The sequence below is a fragment of the Kribbella alba genome (assembly GCF_039529635.1).
GTDB classification, from domain to species: Bacteria; Actinomycetota; Actinomycetes; order Propionibacteriales; family Kribbellaceae; genus Kribbella; species Kribbella alba.
Map to the genome: position 1 here is coordinate 112,224 of NZ_BAAANE010000013.1, position 17,204 is coordinate 129,427.

General features: G+C 69.0%; 17 protein-coding genes. 5 read left to right on the forward strand and 12 right to left on the reverse strand.

The window, feature by feature from the left end; all coding sequences use genetic code 11:
• Positions 1–8 precede the first annotated feature (8 nt).
• From ABD210_RS30365 to ABD210_RS30375, 3 genes are all read right to left on the reverse strand, one after another.
• Positions 9–2,948 carry a hypothetical protein gene (locus ABD210_RS30365; protein ID WP_344116189.1) on the reverse strand — a complete coding sequence of 980 codons (2,940 nt, stop codon included), beginning with the start codon at positions 2,946–2,948 and terminating at the stop codon, positions 9–11.
• Between the two features lie 76 nt (positions 2,949–3,024).
• Positions 3,025–4,203 carry a class I SAM-dependent RNA methyltransferase gene (locus ABD210_RS30370; protein WP_344116191.1) on the reverse strand — a complete coding sequence of 393 codons (1,179 nt, stop codon included), beginning with the start codon at positions 4,201–4,203 and terminating at the stop codon, positions 3,025–3,027.
• Complete coding sequence (locus ABD210_RS30375) at positions 4,200–6,227, reverse strand: APC family permease (protein WP_344116193.1); 2,028 nt, start codon at positions 6,225–6,227, stop codon at positions 4,200–4,202. Before ABD210_RS30375 ends, ABD210_RS30370 begins: the two co-directional genes overlap by 4 nt.
• A 56-nt stretch (positions 6,228–6,283) precedes the next feature.
• On the opposite strand from ABD210_RS30375, the gene ABD210_RS30380 reads away from it, so the two are divergent.
• Positions 6,284–6,985: a potassium channel family protein gene (locus ABD210_RS30380; RefSeq protein WP_344116195.1), complete on the forward strand. Its 702-nt coding sequence runs from the start codon at positions 6,284–6,286 to the stop codon at positions 6,983–6,985.
• A complete protein-coding gene (locus ABD210_RS30385) occupies positions 6,985–7,656 on the forward strand; it encodes a potassium channel family protein (RefSeq protein WP_344116196.1) in 672 nt (223 codons plus the stop codon). The genes ABD210_RS30380 and ABD210_RS30385 overlap by 1 nt, the downstream gene beginning before the upstream one ends.
• 1,107 nt (positions 7,657–8,763) lie before the next feature.
• On the opposite strand, the gene ABD210_RS30390 is transcribed toward ABD210_RS30385, so the two are convergent.
• The 5 genes from ABD210_RS30390 to ABD210_RS30410 form a co-directional block, all read right to left on the reverse strand.
• A complete protein-coding gene (locus ABD210_RS30390) occupies positions 8,764–9,678 on the reverse strand; it encodes a DUF3159 domain-containing protein (RefSeq protein ID WP_344116198.1) in 915 nt (304 codons plus the stop codon).
• Positions 9,671–10,060 carry an OB-fold nucleic acid binding domain-containing protein gene (locus tag ABD210_RS30395; RefSeq protein WP_344116199.1) on the reverse strand — a complete coding sequence of 130 codons (390 nt, stop codon included), beginning with the start codon at positions 10,058–10,060 and terminating at the stop codon, positions 9,671–9,673. The genes ABD210_RS30390 and ABD210_RS30395 overlap by 8 nt, the downstream gene beginning before the upstream one ends.
• A 53-nt stretch (positions 10,061–10,113) precedes the next feature.
• Positions 10,114–10,794: a DUF3710 domain-containing protein gene (locus ABD210_RS30400; RefSeq protein WP_344116200.1), complete on the reverse strand. Its 681-nt coding sequence runs from the start codon at positions 10,792–10,794 to the stop codon at positions 10,114–10,116.
• Positions 10,795–10,895: 101 nt separating this feature from the next.
• The gene (gene dut, locus ABD210_RS30405) at positions 10,896–11,348 is read right to left on the reverse strand and encodes a dUTP diphosphatase (RefSeq protein ID WP_344116202.1); all 453 of its coding nucleotides are present in this window, start codon (positions 11,346–11,348) and stop codon (positions 10,896–10,898) included.
• Complete coding sequence (locus ABD210_RS30410) at positions 11,345–11,902, reverse strand: PaaI family thioesterase (RefSeq protein WP_344116204.1); 558 nt, start codon at positions 11,900–11,902, stop codon at positions 11,345–11,347. The genes dut and ABD210_RS30410 overlap by 4 nt, the downstream gene beginning before the upstream one ends.
• Positions 11,903–11,954: 52 nt before the next feature.
• Between ABD210_RS30410 and ABD210_RS30415 the strand changes: the two genes are divergently transcribed.
• Both ABD210_RS30415 and ABD210_RS30420 read left to right on the forward strand, forming a co-directional pair.
• Positions 11,955–12,422 carry a DUF3093 domain-containing protein gene (locus ABD210_RS30415; RefSeq protein WP_344116206.1) on the forward strand — a complete coding sequence of 156 codons (468 nt, stop codon included), beginning with the start codon at positions 11,955–11,957 and terminating at the stop codon, positions 12,420–12,422.
• Between the two features lie 30 nt (positions 12,423–12,452).
• The gene (locus ABD210_RS30420) at positions 12,453–12,773 is read left to right on the forward strand and encodes a DUF4235 domain-containing protein (protein ID WP_344116208.1); all 321 of its coding nucleotides are present in this window, start codon (positions 12,453–12,455) and stop codon (positions 12,771–12,773) included.
• Positions 12,774–12,845: 72 nt separating this feature from the next.
• Here the strand turns inward: ABD210_RS30420 and ABD210_RS30425 are convergent, their stop codons facing one another.
• From ABD210_RS30425 to ABD210_RS30435, 3 genes are all read right to left on the reverse strand, one after another.
• Positions 12,846–13,145 (reverse strand): DUF4193 domain-containing protein, encoded by a 300-nt coding sequence (locus ABD210_RS30425; RefSeq protein WP_012921380.1) that lies wholly within the window; start codon positions 13,143–13,145, stop codon positions 12,846–12,848.
• A 277-nt stretch (positions 13,146–13,422) separates the two neighbouring features.
• A complete protein-coding gene (locus tag ABD210_RS30430) occupies positions 13,423–14,223 on the reverse strand; it encodes an inositol monophosphatase family protein (RefSeq protein WP_344116209.1) in 801 nt (266 codons plus the stop codon).
• On the reverse strand, positions 14,220–15,308 hold the full coding sequence (locus ABD210_RS30435; RefSeq protein ID WP_344116210.1) for a ferrochelatase: 1,089 nt from the start codon (positions 15,306–15,308) through the stop codon (positions 14,220–14,222). The genes ABD210_RS30430 and ABD210_RS30435 overlap by 4 nt, the downstream gene beginning before the upstream one ends.
• Before the next feature lie 70 nt (positions 15,309–15,378).
• Between ABD210_RS30435 and ABD210_RS30440 the strand changes: the two genes are divergently transcribed.
• Complete coding sequence (locus tag ABD210_RS30440; RefSeq protein WP_344116211.1) at positions 15,379–16,554, forward strand: MFS transporter; 1,176 nt, start codon at positions 15,379–15,381, stop codon at positions 16,552–16,554.
• Positions 16,555–16,578: 24 nt separating this feature from the next.
• On the opposite strand, the gene ABD210_RS30445 is transcribed toward ABD210_RS30440, so the two are convergent.
• Complete coding sequence (locus ABD210_RS30445; RefSeq protein ID WP_344116213.1) at positions 16,579–17,196, reverse strand: trimeric intracellular cation channel family protein; 618 nt, start codon at positions 17,194–17,196, stop codon at positions 16,579–16,581.
• Positions 17,197–17,204 lie beyond the last annotated feature (8 nt).

The following is a 17,204-nucleotide window of genomic DNA, read 5'->3' on the forward strand; positions in this document are numbered from 1 at the left end:
GCCGGCCGCTATCTCGCAGTCGTGTACAGCTTCTCCAAGTACGACGGTTGCCAGGCCGGTCCGCGCCCGTACAACCTGCGCACCAGCCCGTGAACGTCGAGCCGGGGCTCGATCGGGTGGTCCCACCAGTCCGGCACCTGGTCGTACCACCGGTCGATCCGCACGGTCCGCCCCGCGGCGTCGATCCGGGCGAACAACCAACCGCCCTGCTCACCCTGCGACTCCGTCACCCAGAGCTCGCCGAGCAGCTCGCTCAGCCGCTCAGCTCCGTACTGCGGGTCGTCGACCTCCGGCGGTTCCAGGTCGAACCGGTACGACGGATGCGCGGGATCGAGCACCTGCACCTGGATCGTGAACCCGCTCGACACGATCCGGGTCCTGGCGCGACACCACTCACGCAGAGCCTGCAACGCGGGCGACTCCTCGGGCCGCGGCCGCGGACGCTCGTACTCCGACCGCATGGCCTCCTCGATAGACCCGGGCAACGGCTCCACCCGAGGCCCGTCGGCCCCCATCAACCCCAGCCCAGGAACAACCACCGGCCCCGAACTAATCGGCGGAGCCACCAACTCCTGCCGCCCAGCCGGCCCGTCCGCAGCCCGCTCGCCTTCAGGACCTCGCAGCTCGCCCTCTCCCGCACCTGCCGCCGCAACGCCAGCAGCCTCAGGCTCCCCCACCAACTGCGCGTCCTGCTCGGCGCCGAAGTGTTGCTCGGCTTCAAGACGACGGTCAGGCTCAACGGACCGCCCACCTACCTGCTGATCAGGCTGATCCACGTCGCCGGGCGCGAAACGCTGGTCAGCTTCGACCCCGTCCTCAGCCGACGCCTCCTGCGCTGTGCCGTACTCGGGCTCATCGTCGCGGATCGCCTCCAGCTGAGCGGTCACCTCAACCGCCGACTGGTCAGCCGAGGACGCCTCCGCCAACGGCGCCGCGCCAGGCCCTGACTCGGGCTCTGAGTCGGACTCGGGCTCTGAGTCGGACTCGGGCTCGGGTCCGGCCTGGGGGTGGGACCAGTCGGCCAGTTGGTCGGCGGTCCAGTCCGCGTCGCCGATGATCTCGTCGTGGAAGACTTCGCCGCCGAACTCGTATCCGTGCTCCCCCGGCTGCAGATCGGCCGAGTCGATGCTGCTGAACCCGTTCGTGACAAGCGGGAACTCGCCGCCGTACTGCTCATCCTCGAACTGCGGTCCGTCACCGCGCACAAACCCAGCCTCCGAGCCGGCATCCGCACCCGGCGCGAAGGGCGATTCCGCGACCTCGGGAACGGCGTCGGCACCGAGGGCGAAGGGCGAAGCCCCAACGTCAGAACCCGCATTGGGCATGGTGGGGGCGAAGGGTGAGGTGCTGGTTGGGTAGTACTCGTCTTCGGGTTCGGCGTCGTCGCCCACTGCTGCGATCTCGGCCGTGGGGGCCTCGTCGGTCGGCTCGCCAAGGCCGACCGGCTGTGCAGGCACCTCACCGGCGGCAGTCGCCACCGGATCGACAAACTGGGTCGCCGCAGAGTCATCCGCAGCCACCGGCGGGTCAGGCTCGACCTCGGGCCCCGCTAGCTCGTCGGCATGCGGCTCCGGAGCCGGGGCTACTGCTTGCAGGACATCGGTGTGGTCGGACGCGGAGACCGCCTTAGGCTCGTCCTCCACGATCGGAGTGACGCCGGTGTCGTCGGACTCGGAGACCGCCGCGGGCTGGTCCTCGACGATCGGGGTGACGCCCGTGTCGTCGCCTGACCAGTCGTGGCCGGGCTCGGTCGGGATGTCCGGGGTGTACGTCGCGGCCGCGGGAGCGTCGGCGAACAGGCTCGCGTAGAAGTCCTCACCGTCGTCCACGGGGCCGCCCACGCGCGGAGGCTCAGCGGACGGCAGCCGCTGATCACCGAGGAACTGCTCAGGCGACGGCTGCTCGTACGCCTCGACTGGCACGTGCTCATCGGCGTATGGCGCCGTCGACGGCTGGCCCTGGGCGTAGTACCCAGGCTCGGGTTGCTCGTAGTACGGGTCCTCAGGTGCTGGTTCCGGGCCGACCAGGCCTAGGCGGGCGAGGGAGTCGCCTTCCTCCTCCTGCTTCTTCTTGCGGCCGAACCTGCGCTTCTTCTCAACGACCCCGTACTCGTCGGCCCCGCCGGACTCAGCCGGCGGCTCGGGCGTGTACGCGGGCTCCGCGGCGTGCGGTTCGCCGATGGGCTGCCCGGTGAACGGGCTGACGCCCGGCGGCACGTAGAAGGACTCTTCCTCCTCCGGCTCATCGAAAGGCACCACAGCTTCAACTGGGTCAGGCACCGGCTGAGCAGTCGGCCCAGCAGCAACAGCCCCCTCACCGAAGTGAGCGGCTGCTTGCAAAGCGGCTCGCAAATCAGGCTGCTGCGGCGAGCGCGGCCCGATCCCCAGCCGGTCGAACAGGCCCGCCAACGCGTCGGCGGTGAGGCCGGTCGACGCCGCCGTCCGGATCAGCGAGACGCCGATCGGCAACAGCTCGTCCAGGCCACCCAGATAGTCGGCCCACTCCGCTGCCCACTCGATCATTTCGCGGGCGGCCTCCTCGTCCGAGGTCACCCACTGCGCGATCGGCGCGAACCCGTCGTCGAGCGGTTGCCACGGATCGCCCGGATACGCGGCGCGCGCCCAGGTCCCGTTGAAGGCCCCGTAGACGAATCCCAGCTGGCCGGCCGCGATCCGCTGTCTCACCTCGGGCTGGCCGATCCAGTCCGGCGATCCCGCCAGCAGGTCCGCGCCGGCCGTGCGGCTGTGCTGGGTGTGGAACCCGAAGAGCACGGCCCGCCCGCCGTCCAGCCGGATCAGCCGCAGGTCGGAACCGGTCTCGTCCTGGTGGTACCAGCCGTTCTCGTCGGCGTACCAGCGCCGGTCGAAGCCGGTGGCATGGGCGACCGCAGCCAGCGCGCTCCAGCGGGCGCGCAGCTCAGCTGGGTCGTCCAGGTCGACGAGCGGCATCGGGTCTTCTCCTGCCAACTACTTCAGGGCCAATCCAGCCCCGAACGGTACCCGAGCCGCCGGACAGTCTCCAGAGTCAGTCCACGGCACCCGGTCGCGGCTCGAGCACAGCCACGCACTCTATGTGATGCGTCATCCCGAACAAATCGAACGCCCGCAGCGAGCTCACGCCGTACCCGAGCCGACCGAAGGTCTTCAGGTCCCGCGCGAGCGCGGCCGGATCGCACGCGACATACGCGATCCGCCGTGGCGTCAGCGCCGCGATCCGCCGTACGACGTCCTCGCCGGCCCCTGTCCGCGGCGGGTCCAGCACCACCAGGTCGACCGACTCCAGCCCCTGGCCGGCCGCGCTGTTCAGCACCTTGGCGACGTCGCCCTGCTCCAGCGTGACCGCCTGCAGATCGTGCAGGTTGCGGCGCGCATTCCGTACTGCGTCGCGGTCCCCTTCGACAGCCAGTACTGCGCACCCGGCCTCGGCCAGGAACGCCGCGAAGAGCCCGACACCGGAGTACAGATCGAGCGCGGTCTCCCCCTCCACTGGTTCGAGTCCGGCGAGCACAGCGTCCACCAGCATCGTCGGAGCGGCCGGGTGGACCTGCCAGAAACCACCGGCCTCGACCCGGAACCGCCGGCCGCGAACCACCTCGACTACGCGACCGGCCGACTTCTCGTCGGTCAGCACGGCGGTCTTGCCCTCGGACGACACCACCGCCTGCACCGAGGACGTGCCGGGCCAGCGCTGGTCCAGCACGGTCGGGGTATCGGGGTGCGCTATCAGGCACTGGTCGATCGGAATCAGGTCGTGCGAGCGGTGCGCGAACATGCCGGGCCTGTCGTTGGCCACGGCGTACCGCATCCGGGTGCGCCAGCCGAGCCCGTCGTCGCCGGGCGACTCGATCACGATGTTGCGCTCGATCCCGCCGATCCGCCGCAGCGTGTCCGATACAACGGTCGCCTTCAGCCGGCGCTGCTCGACGATGTTCACGTGCTGGAAGTCGCAACCACCGCAACGCCCCGGCCCGGCGTACGGGCAAGGCGGGTCGATCCGTTGCGGTGACGGGGTCAGCACCTGGACTGCGTCGGCACGCAGGTACTTGCTGGTCTGCTCGGTCACCCGGGCGTGCACCAGTTCGCCCGGGAGGGCATGCCGGACGAAGACGACCTGGCCTTCGTAGCGCGCGACGCAGTGCCCGCCGTGCGCCACTGGGCCTACCTCCAGCTCCAGTACCGTCCCGACGATTTCCTCAGCCGTCACCGGTCTCCTGAACTCTTGCGCGCACCGCGCCGTACTTGGCCGGCTACGCGTTCCTCACGGTCCTGCCGCTCCTCGGCCGCCTGCGACGAGATCAGTTGGTAAGGAACGGATGTAACCATCACACCAGGCGTGAACAAGAGCCGGCCCTTGAGCCGCAGCGCGCTCTGGTTGTGCAGGATGTGCTCCCACCAGTGCCCGACCACGTACTCCGGGATGTAGACCATCACCACGTCCCGTGGCGACTGCCGCCTGATATCTCGCACGTACTGCAGGATCGGCCGGGTGATCTCCCGGTACGGCGAGGCCAGCCGCTTCAGCGGCACCGGGATGTCACGGCGGTCCCACTCGGCCTGCAGCGCATCGGACTCGTCCCGGTCGACGTCGACAGTGACCGCCTCGAGCGTGTGCGGCCGGGCCGCCTTGGCGAACGCCAGCGCGCGCAGAGTCGGCTTGTGCAGCTTCGACACCAAGACGATCGAATGCACCCGCGACGGCAGCATCAGCTGATCGTCACCCTCGACCGTCATCTCCCGGCCGACGGTGTCGTAGTGCCGGCGGATGCCCTTCATCAGCACGAACAGCACGGCCATTGCGATGATCGCGATGTAGGCGCCATGGGTGAACTTGGTGATCAGCACGATCACCAGCACGATGCCAGTCATGGTCAGGCCGATCGCGTTGATCGTGCGCGACCGGTACATCTGCCGCCGCTTGGCTCCGTCAGTCTCGGTCTTCAGGTGCCGGGTCCAGTGCCGGATCATGCCGAACTGGCTGAGCGTGAACGACACGAACACGCCGACGATGTAGAGCTGGATCAGCTTCGTCACCTCGGCGTTGAAGGCGATGATCAGCGCCACCGCGCAGAGGGCCAGCAGGATGATCCCGTTGCTGTAGGCCAGTCGGTCGCCGCGGGTGTGCAACTGCCTGGGCAGGAAGCCGTCCTTGGCCAGGATCGAGGCCAGCACCGGGAACCCGTTGAACGCCGTGTTCGCCGCGAGCACCAGGATCAGCATCGTCGCGCCGATCACCAGGTAGAACCCGGGCGGGAAGTTGGAGAAGACCGAGTCGCCGATCTGGCCGATCACCGTCTTCTGGGTGTAAGAGGCCCCGACCGGCTGCCCGTTGAGCAACAACTGCTCGGCGGGGACCTCGGCGTACCGGAGCTTGATCTTGTCCGCCAGGAAGATGATGCTCATCAGCATCGTGACCGCGATCGTGCCGAGCAGCAGCAGCGTGGTCGCCGCGTTCTTGCTCTTCGGCTTGCGGAACGCGGGCACGCCGTTGCTGATCGCCTCGACACCGGTCAGCGCCGCGCAGCCCGAGGAGAAGGCCCGGGCGAGCAGGAACACCGCCGCGATCCCGGTGAAGGCCTCGTGCCCCGGTTCGGGCCGCACGTCGAACTGGGCGCTCTCGGCCAGCGGCAGGTTCCCCGCGCTCAACCGGACCAGACCCCAGACCGCCATCCCGATGATGGAGATCATGAAGATGTACGTCGGGATCGCGAACAGCGCGCCGGACTCCCGCACACCGCGCAGGTTCAACGCCGTCAGCAGCAACACCAGGCCGACCGCCAGCGGCACCTCGTGCCCCGACAGGAACGGCAGCGCGGACTTCGCGTTCTGCACGCCCGACGAGACCGATACGGCCACGGTGAGCACGTAGTCGACCATCAACGCGCTCGCCACGGTCAGTCCCGCGGTCGGGCCGATGTTGACCGTCGCCACTTCGTAGTCACCGCCGCCCGACGGGTAGGCGTGCACGTTCTGCCGGTAGGAGGCGACGACGACGAGCATCACGAAGGCGACCAGCAGGCCGATCTTCCACGAATACGAGTAGGCGGTCAGGCCGGCGACGGACAGGGTCAGGAAGATCTCGTCGGGCGCGTAGGCGACCGACGACAGGGCGTCACTGGCGAAGACCGGCAGCGCGATCTTCTTGGGCAGCAATGTTTCACCGAGCTGCGTGCTGCGCAGCTTGCGCCCGATGAGGATGCGTTTGCCGATGTCGCCTAGAGCGGGAGTCACAACGGTGATGTTAGAGGGAGCCCCGGTCCGGTGTAGCGTCTATCCCTGCCGAACCGATGCCAGCTGCCCTGTGTGGGGCAAGGAGTGATCACAGAGTGCACGTCGTCATCATGGGCTGCGGACGCGTCGGGTCGACGCTGGCCCGGACGCTCGAGAAACGTGGCCACACGGTTTCGATCATCGACCAGTCCGGGGACTCGTTCCGGCGACTGAGCCCAAACTTCTCCGGCCGCACCATCACCGGGATGGGTTTCGACCGCGAGATCCTGATCGAGGCGGGGATCGAGGACGCCGAGGCGTTCGCCGCTGTCTCCAACGGCGACAACTCCAACATCCTGGCCGCGCGTGTCGCCCGGGAGAACTTCGGCGTCGAGAACGTCGTCGCCCGGATCTACGACCCGGGTCGCGCCGAGGTCTACCAGCGGCTCGGCATCCCCACGGTCGGAACGGTGAAGTGGACCGTCGACCAGATGATCCGGCGGTTGCTGCCGAGCGGCTCGGAGCCCGAGTGGCGCGACCCCTCCGCAACGGTCCGGTTGGCCGAGGTGCACGTGCACTCCGGCTGGGTCGGCCGGCTCGCCCTCGACATCGAGAAGGCCACCGGCACCCGGGTCGCGTTCCTCACCCGGCTCGGCGAGGGCCTGCTGCCCAAGGCCGACACGGTCATCCAGGAGGGTGATCTCGTGCACGTCGTCATGCTGGAGCGGGACGCCACCACGATCGAGTCCCAGCTCGGCACCAAGCCTGAGGAGCTGTGATGCGGGTAGCCATCGCCGGCGCCGGGAACGTCGGGCGATCCATCGCGGCCGAACTGCTGGAGAACGGCCACGAGGTGCTCCTGATCGACAAGGACCCGCGCGCGATCAAGGCCGAGTCGGTGCCGCGAGCCGAGTGGCTGCTGGCCGACGCGTGCGAGCTCTCCTCGCTGGAGGAGGCCGCCCTGCAACGCTGCCAGGTGGCGATCGCGAGCACCGGTGACGACAAGACCAACCTGGTCGTGTCGCTGCTGGCGAAGACCGAGTTCGGCGTACCGCGAACCGTTGCCCGGGTCAACCACCCGCGCAACGAGTGGATGTTCAACGAGGCCTGGGGCGTCGACGTAGCCGTATCGACGCCGCGGATCATGTCCGCCCTGGTCGAGGAGGCCGTCTCGGTCGGCGACCTGGTCCGCCTGTTCACCTTCCGCCAGGGCGACGCCAACCTGGTCGAGCTGACCCTGCCCGAGGACTCCCCGATGATCGGCCTCCGCGTCGGCGACATCGACTGGCCCGTCGACACCGCCCTGGTCACAATCATCCGCGAGGGACGAGTCCTCCGCCCCGACCCCGAAGGCACCCTCGAACTCAACGACGAACTCCTCTTCGTAGCCGCCGACGAAACCGAGGAACAACTAGAAGACATGCTCTCCCCCCACCACGGCCGGCAATAGGCGGTACTGCGGGGCACCGTCGTCGCTCCTCCGTCAGGCCTGTTCAGTACGAGGTGGATGAGGCCTGGTCGTTGCCCCAGTCGCTCACGGCCGGCGCGGCTGCCCCAGTCGCTCACGGCCGGCGCGGCTGCCCCAGTCGCTCACGGCCGGCGCGGTTTGTCCGTTCTCCGTGGCTGTCCACTTCCCGGCTCGACCCGCCGGACCAGCGGCCACTTCCCGGCTCGACCGGCCGCACCAGCGGCCACTTCCCGGCTCGACCCGCCGCACTCAGTGCACTACCCGGCTCGACCCGCCGAAATAAGGCGAGCGGTACGGCGGGTCGGGCCGGGAAGTCGGGGTCAGCGCGGCGAGTTGGCCCGGAAGTCGGGTCAGCGCGGCGAGTCGGCCCGGGAAGTCGGGTCAGCGCGGCGAGTCGGCCCGGGACGTGGCCGCTGGTCGGCGAGTCGAGCCGGGAAGTCGGAATCGGCCCGGGAAGTCGGAATCAGCCCGGGAAGTCGGAATCAGCCCGGCGAGTCGCGCCGGTGAGTCGCGGCGAGGGCATGTGCCGGGTATGCCCCGGTGTGGGCGGCTCGCCCCCGGGCCGGACCGTGGGGTAACCCGCCGACGCCAGGGCACCCACCCCTGCTGGCGTTCACGCGCCCAAGGGTCCACCTAGACCCGGCGAACGAGCTCGAGCACTACCCGGATCGACCCGCCGGACCAGCGGCCACTTCCCGGCTCGACCCGCCGCACTCAGTGCACTACCCGGCTCGAGCCGCCGTGGCCACGTCACTACCCGGCTCGACCCGCCGAAATAAGGCGAGCGGTGCGGCGGGTCGGGCCGGGAAGTCGCGTCAGCGCGGCGAGTTGGCCCGGGAAGTCGGGCCAGCGCAGCGGGTCGAGCCGGGAAGCCGGGCCAGCGCAGCGGGTCGAGCCGGGAAGTCGGGCCAGCGCGGCGGGTCGAGCCGGGAAGTCGGGCCAGCCCGGTGAGTCGCGCCGGTGAGTCGCGTCGCCCGGCGACTCTGTGCACGGCTCGGCCGTTGTCGGGCCCCAGCGATGGCTGAGTGGTGCACAAGGTCGCCGAAACCCGCCCGGGCCTGAGCCGGGCGAACACGAGCCCACGAGCCCCTACTTCTTGTTGCCCCGCAGCAGGTGCGTGACGTGGTCGCGTGCGTCGTCCCACTTGTCGGGCGGGAGCGATCCCCGCAACACGGCGTAGGCCAACCACAAGGCCAGCGCGTAGACCGGCAACCCGAGTCCGACCTTCGCGATGCCGAGGGCGTTCAGGCTGCCGGTCAGGTAGAGCGGCACCTGGACGATCAAGCGAATCGCGAACAACCCGACGAACACGAGAGTCGCCCGGCTGAACCCGCGGAGCATCGCCGGGTCGCGGCGCCACGCAGCACCGGTTTGGGTGATGACTCCGTAGAGCACGCCGAACAGCGGCCAGCGGAAGATCACCGTCAGCAGGTACAGCGCGCCGTACCCGAAGTTGACCAGCAACCCAGGCAGGTAGACGTCCTCGGCGCGGCCGCTGCGGTTCGCTACCCAAGCGGAAATCAGTACGCCGACGAATCCGCCGGCCACGTTGCGCAGGGGTTGCCTGCGGACCAACCGCAGCAACGCGACCGCGGCACCGGAGGCGACCGCGACGATCAGCGCGACCTTGAGGTTGTGGTCGGTGGCGCCGTAGACGATCAGGAAGGCGATCCAGGGCAGGCCGATGTCGAGCAGTGCACCCCAACCGCCGAGTGCGTGGAAGAAGTCCTTGTCCGTCGTCGCCGGCCGCTTCGGCTTGTCGTCGACCGCTGCCTCATCCGCCAAAGCATTGGAAGCGCCCGAAGCACCGGAAGGCGCGGAAGCATCGGAAGCCGCGGATGCATCGGCAGGGGCATCGGCCGGCGGCATCGACTCCACAGCTTCGAACTCAGGAAGAAGAATCTCGACGAGCTTCTCCTCGAGGTTCTCGTCGAGCTGGTCGTTGCTGCCCTGGGACGGCCTTTGGGACGGCCTTTGTGACGGCCTTTGGGACGGCTCAGCCATGCGCGGCCGTCGGACGGAGTTCGTACCGCGGGTTGAACATCACGCGGTCCCCGTCCACCACACCGATCCGGCCGGACGCGATCAGGTCGGATCCCGGGTGGATGCCCGCGATCTTGCGTCGCCCGAGCCAGACCAGCTTCACCGTGCCGGTGCCGTCGTACAGCTCGCCTTCCAAAGCCGGTACGCCGCCGCGCGGGCTGAAGGTGATCGTCCGCAGCGTGCCGTACAGCGTGACCATCTCGCGGTCGCGGCAACCCGTGATGGACCGCGCGCCACAGTCGTGCGCGAAGTCCTGCAACACCTCCGCGTCCTGCTCGTCGCGGTCACCAGCCAGTCCCTTGAAGGCGCGTTTCCACAGCCCCGCAGGTTTGTCGCTACCCATGGGACCAGTGTAATCCGCAGGCGACCGTGCCCGGCCGGTATCCGGACATGCGCTCAGGCCTCTTCTTCCGCGGCCGGCTGGGCGCCGGCAGGCAGCCGGAGCGCCAGGGATTCCCGCGGTGCCATCGGCTCACTGCCCCGTACTACGACGACGTTGCGCAGGGACTGCTCCATCGGCGGCGCCGCCTCGGGTTCGACCGCGGCTCGGCCCAGCACGGTGGCTCGCAACAGCCAGCGCGGGCCGTCGACACCGATCACGCGGGAGGTCTGGCTGAAGATCTGTCCGTCGGGGTCCTCGACCGGCACGACCAGCACCAACTCGGTGCCGAACGGGCCCTCGGTCTCGGAGGCGGTGCCGCCCATCCGGGTGGCCTCGGCGGCGATCTCGCGGCGGACCTCGGACCAGATGCCCGACGACTTGGGGGCGGCGAACGCGCGGAGCTCGAGTGCGGAGTCCTCGAGCACCAGCAGGACGGCCTGCACCTCGTTGCTCTGCTCGTCGACCTGCAGCCGCAGCTCCATCCCGGGCAGGCCGGTGATCACCAGCGCGCCGAGATCGATCCGGTCCTCGCCTTCCAGAACCGAGGGGTCCACCTCATTGGAGTCGAACGGACCTTCTTCGCGCGGCTCCTCGCTGTCGGCCTCGGAGTCGGCGGCCTCGACGGCTGCGTCTTCGGTGCCGGTCAGCTCGGTCGCTTCGGTGTCCTCGTTCTTGGCCTTGCGGCGGAAGATCACTGCTCTTGCCTACTTCCTCGATCGTCAGTCATATCCACTCACACCGGCATTCGCGGCCGCCGTAGTCTCGCGCATCCCGCAGGTCAACGGAGTGCACCCGATCAGCGTGTCACATCACCGAATCCGCCGGTCGAGCCGTACCCGCCGTCGCCGCGCGCCGAGCCGGGCAATCTCTCGACCTCGACGAACCGCGCCTTCTCGACCCGCTGGATGACCAACTGCGCGATGCGGTCGCCGCGCTTGAGGGTGACCTCGGCCGCGGTGTCGAGATTGACGAGGCACACCTTGATCTCGCCACGGTAGCCCGCATCCACAGTGCCCGGAGCGTTGACGATCGACACCCCGTGCCTGGCGGCGAGTCCCGAGCGCGGATGCACGAACGCGGCGTACCCGTCCTGCAGCGCGATCGCGATGCCGGTGCCGACCAGGGCCCGCTCCCCCGGCTTCAGTGTCACGTCGCTGCCGGCCACCAGGTCCGCGCCGGCGTCGCCGGGATGCGCGTACGCCGGGATCCCCAGCTCGGGGTCCAGCCGCTGGATCAGTACCTCGGTCATGGGTTCACCTCGTAGTCGTGGACGTTCTCAGCGGTCATGTCGGTGCCGTGCTCCACAAAGTGCTGCGGCGGGACTACAACGAACACAGCGCTCGCCCGTAACGCGATGCTGCCTTCCGGTCCACCCAGCCGTCCCACGGCCTTCGCGTACATCCGCCGCCCCTCGAACCCGAGGCACCTGGCCTCCAGCGACAGCGTGGCTCCGACAGGAACCGGGCGGATGTAGTCGGTCTCCAGCCGACCGGTCACCATCGGCCGCCGCAGCAACCACGACAACCCGCCGAGGGTCTCGTCCAAGGCCATGGCGAGTACGCCGCCGTGTGCGAGCCCGGGTGCTCCCTGGTGCTCCTTGGTCACGGTGAACTCACCAGTGATGGACACACCTGGTCCGGCTGTGGACACCAGCCGCAGGCCGGTCGGGTGGGACGGGCCGCACGCTACGCAGTTGTCGTAGTGGGACGGAAGGACCGCGCCCGGGGCAGGTGCCTCCGGGTGGCGCTCTGGTGGTTCCAGCTCGCGCTGCGGGGTCGCAGTACGGGTCGGTGGCTCGATCACGAGAGGCGACCCTACCGACGCGCTCCGACAGGCCACGTGCCAGGCTGGTTCCGTGGTGGATGCTGTGGCTGGTTACAAGGAACGGTTGAGCGTGCCGGTGCGCTGGTGGGTGATCGCGGCCATCGCTGTTCTGACGCTGTGGGTGATCACCGCCGTCCCGGCCGGCAACATCGCCGGATTCGCCGTCGCGGGGCTCGCCGCAGTACTGCTGAGCGTCCTGTTCCTCCAGTACGGCGGGGCCGTGGTCGAGGTGGATGCCGCAAACCTGCGAGCCGGCAGGGCCAGTATCGAGCGCACCTACCTCGGCAAGGCGACTCCGCTGACCGGTGAAGACGCCCGGAACGCCTTCGGCCGGGACTGTGACCCTCGTGCCTTCCTCGTGCTACGCAGCTACCTGCCGGGCGCGGTCCGGGTGGAACTCACCGACCCGCACGACCCCACGCCGTACTGGTTGATCGCCACGAAGAATCCCGAGCGGCTTGCAGCAGCCCTGACGCAGAACAGCGTGGCAAGATCCTGACTGTCGGGGATCAGTAGCAAGGAGGCAGTTGTGGTCGGAGCGAAGATCGGCTGGAAGCTCGTGCTCGCCGCGTTCACGATCGTGGTGGGTCTAGTGGCCAACAAGGCCGTCACCACGGCCTGGAAGCTGGGGTCCGGCGGCAAGCCGCCCAAGGGCAACCAGGCCGGCTACGCCGAGGTGGTCACCTGGGCCGTGGCCAGTGGCGGCGCGGCAGCTGCGGCCAAGCTGTTCGCAGAGCGGCGGGCGGCGCAGTACTACCTGAAGTCCACCGGTCATCTGCCGCCGGGCTATGACAAGGATTCGGTGCGCGACATCGAAAAAGGCATGGAAAAGAGTGTGGAAAAGGCCTAGGCACCTGTCCGAGGACAAGGGCCTAGGCCTTGGAGATTACGTCAGCCGAGCAGGGCGAGTAGTGCTGTCGTGTCAGGCAGCGCAGTCGCGGCAGATCAGCTGGCCGTTCTTGCTGTTCGCGAGCTGGCTGCGGTGGTGAACCAGGAAGCAGCTCGAACAGGTGAACTCGTCGGCCTGGCGCGGGAGGACCCGCACCGCCAGCTCTTCGTGGCTCAGGTCGGCGCCGGGCAGCTCGAAGCTCTCAGCGGCCTCGGCCTCGTCCTCGTCGACCTTGCCGGAGTTCTTGTCGTGACGGCGAGTCTTCAGTTCCTCGATCGACTCCTCGCTGGAGTCCTCGTCCGTCTTGCGCGGGGCGTCGTAGTCAGTCGCCATGGTGTTCCCTGCCCTCTTCATACCCGTGGTGTTGCCTGCTGAGCCCTTGAACGGGTAAAGCGGCCGAGAAATTCCGCATCGGAATCCCTAGTCCCCCGAAACCCTTGACAGACAGGCCGGGACCGGCGTCGAACCGCTCCCGAGGGCGAGATTGTGCCCTATGAACGGGCTCTCGTGCGCGCCGGGGTCCACCTTCTGACCCGCGTGTCGCAGATTGAGACAGCAGCGAACACCGACTTGCTCATTAATGCGCATTAACGAGCAGTTACGAGCAGTTTTACGATCTGAGTGGGTTGGCCGCCGCAAGCGCGTCGTGCAGCGGTTTGAAGACGGCCGGCGTCGCCGCGATCGACATCTCGGGTGAGACCGGCGCGCCGTCCAGCCCACCCACGGTCGCACCCGCTTCGGCAGCGATCAGGGCGCCCGCGCCGTAGTCCCACGGATTCAGCCCGCGCTCGTAGACCGCGTCGAGCCGGCCGCAGGCGACGTAGCACAGATCGACCGCGCCGACGCCGATGCGGCGGATGTCCCGGACCTTGCTGATCAACTGCTGGACTACTTCGGCCTGCACCGCGCGCCGGGTGGCGTCATAGCCGAATCCGGTGCCGATGAGAGCCTTGCTGAGGTCGGCGCAGTCGGAGACCTGGATCGGCCTGCCGTCGAGGAACGCGCCGCCGCCCAGAGTCGCCGTGAAAACCTCGCCCTTCGGAGCGTCGACGACCACACCGGCCACGGTCCGGCCGTCGTACTCGACCGCGATCGAGACCGCGTACGTCGGGATGTCGTACAGGTAGTTCACCGTGCCGTCGATCGGGTCGACCACCCAGCGGACGCCGCTGGAGCCGTTCACGTCATCGCCCTCCTCGCCGAGGAACGAGTCGTCCGGTCGGGCCTCGAGCACCCTGGCCCGGATCAGGTCCTCGGACTTCCGGTCGACCGCGGTGACGATGTCGGTCGCGGTGCTCTTGGTGTCGGCGACCGTGATCGTGCCGCGGCGGCGCTCGACGATCAGCCGGGCCGCCTCGGTCGCCACCTCCGTGGCGAGCTTCAGCAGGTCCTGGGCGTTCTCGGCGGTCATGCGGATTCCTTCGCGGTCGGTACTGCGGGTCGGCGCAGGGGTGGGCAGCAGTCGGGGCGGCAGTTGTCCCAGCCGGGGCCGAGTCTCCCGACGCACGGCCGAGGTGGTTCCTCGCCGCGCTCGGCGGCGGCTCGTTCGAGCACCAGGTCGCGCAGCATCGTCACGAACCGCGGATCGGTCCCCGGGGTCGCCGCCCTCGCCATCGGCAGGTGAAGCCTGCCTGCCGTCGCGGCAGCCTCCGTGTCGAGGTCGTAGATGACCTCCATGTGGTCGCTCACGAACCCGATCGGCACGACCGCGACCCCGGGAACCCCGTCGGCGACGAGAGCCTCGAGGTGGTCGTTGACGTCCGGCTCCAGCCACGGCACCTGCGGTGGTCCCGAGCGTGAGCAGTAGACGAGATCCGTCCGCCGCTCGACCCCCGTCCGGCGTTCCAGCTCCGCCGAGATCTCGGCAGCCACCGCCTGGTGCCAGCTCAGGTACCCGTTGCCGTCCGGACCGCTGGTGTCGTTCATCGCCGTCGGGATCGAGTGCGTCACATAGGTGATCGCGGATCCGGCAGGCAGCCGGCTCAACGCCTCGGCCGTGGACTCGACGAACGACCCGACGAACGCCGGGTGGTTCCCGTAGTGGCGGAGCTTGTCGATGACCGGAGCCCCCTCGACGGCGGCGGTCGCGTCGGCCAGGTTCTCGCGGTACTGCCGGCAGCCCGAATACGACGGGTAGGCGCTCGTCACGATCACCACGGCCCGGCGTACGCCGTCGGCCGTCATCTCGCGGAGGGTGTCGGTCAGGTACGGCGCCCAGTTGCGGTTGCCCCAGTAGATCGGCAGGTTCAGGCCGAGCTCGTCGAAGGATGCCCTGAGCGCCGCGAGGAGTTCGCGGTTCTGGTCGTTGATCGGGCTCTTGCCGCCGAACCCGTTGTAGTGCTCGCCGACCTCTTCCAACCGCTCGTCCGGGATACCCCGGCCGCGGGTCACGTTCTGCAGGAAGGGCAACACGTCCTCCGGCTTCTCGGGACCACCGAAGGAGAGCAGCAGGACTGCGTCGTACGGGGAGGGATCTGGCGACACGGCGTCGGGCATACAACGATGTTCTCAGGCGGGGCGGATACGGTGTGCACGGTCCCCCATGCTGAAGCCCTACGTACACCTCATGCGCCGTCCCGGTGCCCGCGCCTTCTTCGTCGCCGGGCTGACCGGCCGGATGCCGATCTCCATGATCGGGCTCGGCATCGTCATCCTGATCGCCCGGGAGAGCGGTTCCTACGGTCTGGCCGGAGCGGTCTCGGGAGTCGCGGTCATCGCGGGAGCGCTCACCGGCCCGATCCAGGGCCGCCTGGTGGACCGCTTCGGTCAGCGCCTGCTGATTCTGATCGGCAGCGTGCTGTGCACGGTCGGACTCGCCGGCCTGTTGATCGCGGTCGCGATGGACGCGCCGAGCTGGGCGCTGTACGTGCTCTCGTTCGTTGCCGGTGGTACCCGTCCGCAGGTCGGCTCGTTCGTCCGGGCCCGCTGGACCCACCTGCTCGGCCGCGGACGCGCTCTCCAGACCGCCTTCGCGCTCGAAGCCGTCGGCGACGAGGTCGTCTTCATCGTCGGCCCGGTCCTGGTCACCGTCCTCGCCACCCAGGTCAGCCCGTACGCCGCTCTTGGCGCGGCGGGGGTCCTCGGACTCGCGGGAGGGATCTGGCTGGCACTGCTCCGGGCCTCCGACCCGCCCGGGCGCGGCAGGTCCGACGGAACCGAGAGAGCGCCACTCCCGATGCTCTCGCTGTTGCTGCTGAGCCTGATCGGACTGGGCCTGGGAGCCACCCTGGGCAGCGCCGAAGTGATCACCATCGCCTTCACCGCAGCCGAGGGCCAACCGGGCATGTCAGGAGTCGTGCTGGCCGTGTGGGCCTTCGGGAGTCTGCTGGCCGGACTCTGGTACGGCTCGGTCCACTGGCGTGCACCCGTCGAGCGGCGCCTGCTCCTCGGCTGTGTTGCGTTGGCCGTCGCGCTGGCTCCGCTGCCGTGGGTCGGCAGTGTGCTGATGCTCGGCGTGGTCCTGTTCTTCGCGGGGCTGACGATCGCGCCGACGATGGTCGCCGTGACCGCCTGCGTGGAGGAATGGGTGCCACCCCAGCGCCTCACCGAGGCGATCACCTGGACGGTGACCGGCATCCTGCTCGGTGTCGCCCCGGGCAACGCGGCCGCCGGACACGCGGTCGATCTCTGGGGCCCCTCGAAGGCCTATTGGGTGACCGTAACGATCGGTATCGCCTGCGCCCTGGTCGCCAGCGTCTCCGTCACCTTCGCGCGCCCGCGGAATCGCTTCGCCCACAATTGACGCTGGAGTCTGCATCGAGGTCTGCTACGGGACGCGGGGTAGCGGGGCGTTCCAGCCGCGCCGGATGGCGAGCAGGCGGATGGCGAAGCAGACCGCCGCCGCCGCGATCGTCACCCAAGCGGCGTCGTAGTGCGCCGAGTCAGCCAGGACGACGATCCCCGCGCCGAGGAAGGCCGGGGTCGCGTAGATCTCGCTCCGGAGAACCACCGGCACCCGACCCGACAGAACATCGCGGACGACTCCGCCGCCGATCCCCGAGATCGTCCCGAGCAGCGCGGCCGAGAGCGGTGACAAGCCGAAATCGAGCGCCTTCCGAGCACCCGTGACACAGAACAACGCGAGGCCCGCAGCGTCGAACACGTTCACCAGCCGCTCCACCCGCCCGATCCCTGGATGCAGGAAGAACGTCGTCAACCCGGCGACCACGGGGACCGCCAGATACCGCCAGTCCGCCAGCGCCGCCGGCGGCGTCGCGCCGATCAGCACATCCCGGAGGAACCCGCCGCCGAGCCCTGTCACCAGCGCCAGCACCTGGATGCCGAACACGTCCAGCTTCTTCCGCACGCCGACCAGTGCCCCGGTGATCCCGAACACGAAGATTCCCACCAAATCGAGCACCTGCAGCGCCACCGACCCGTCCACCCCCGCAC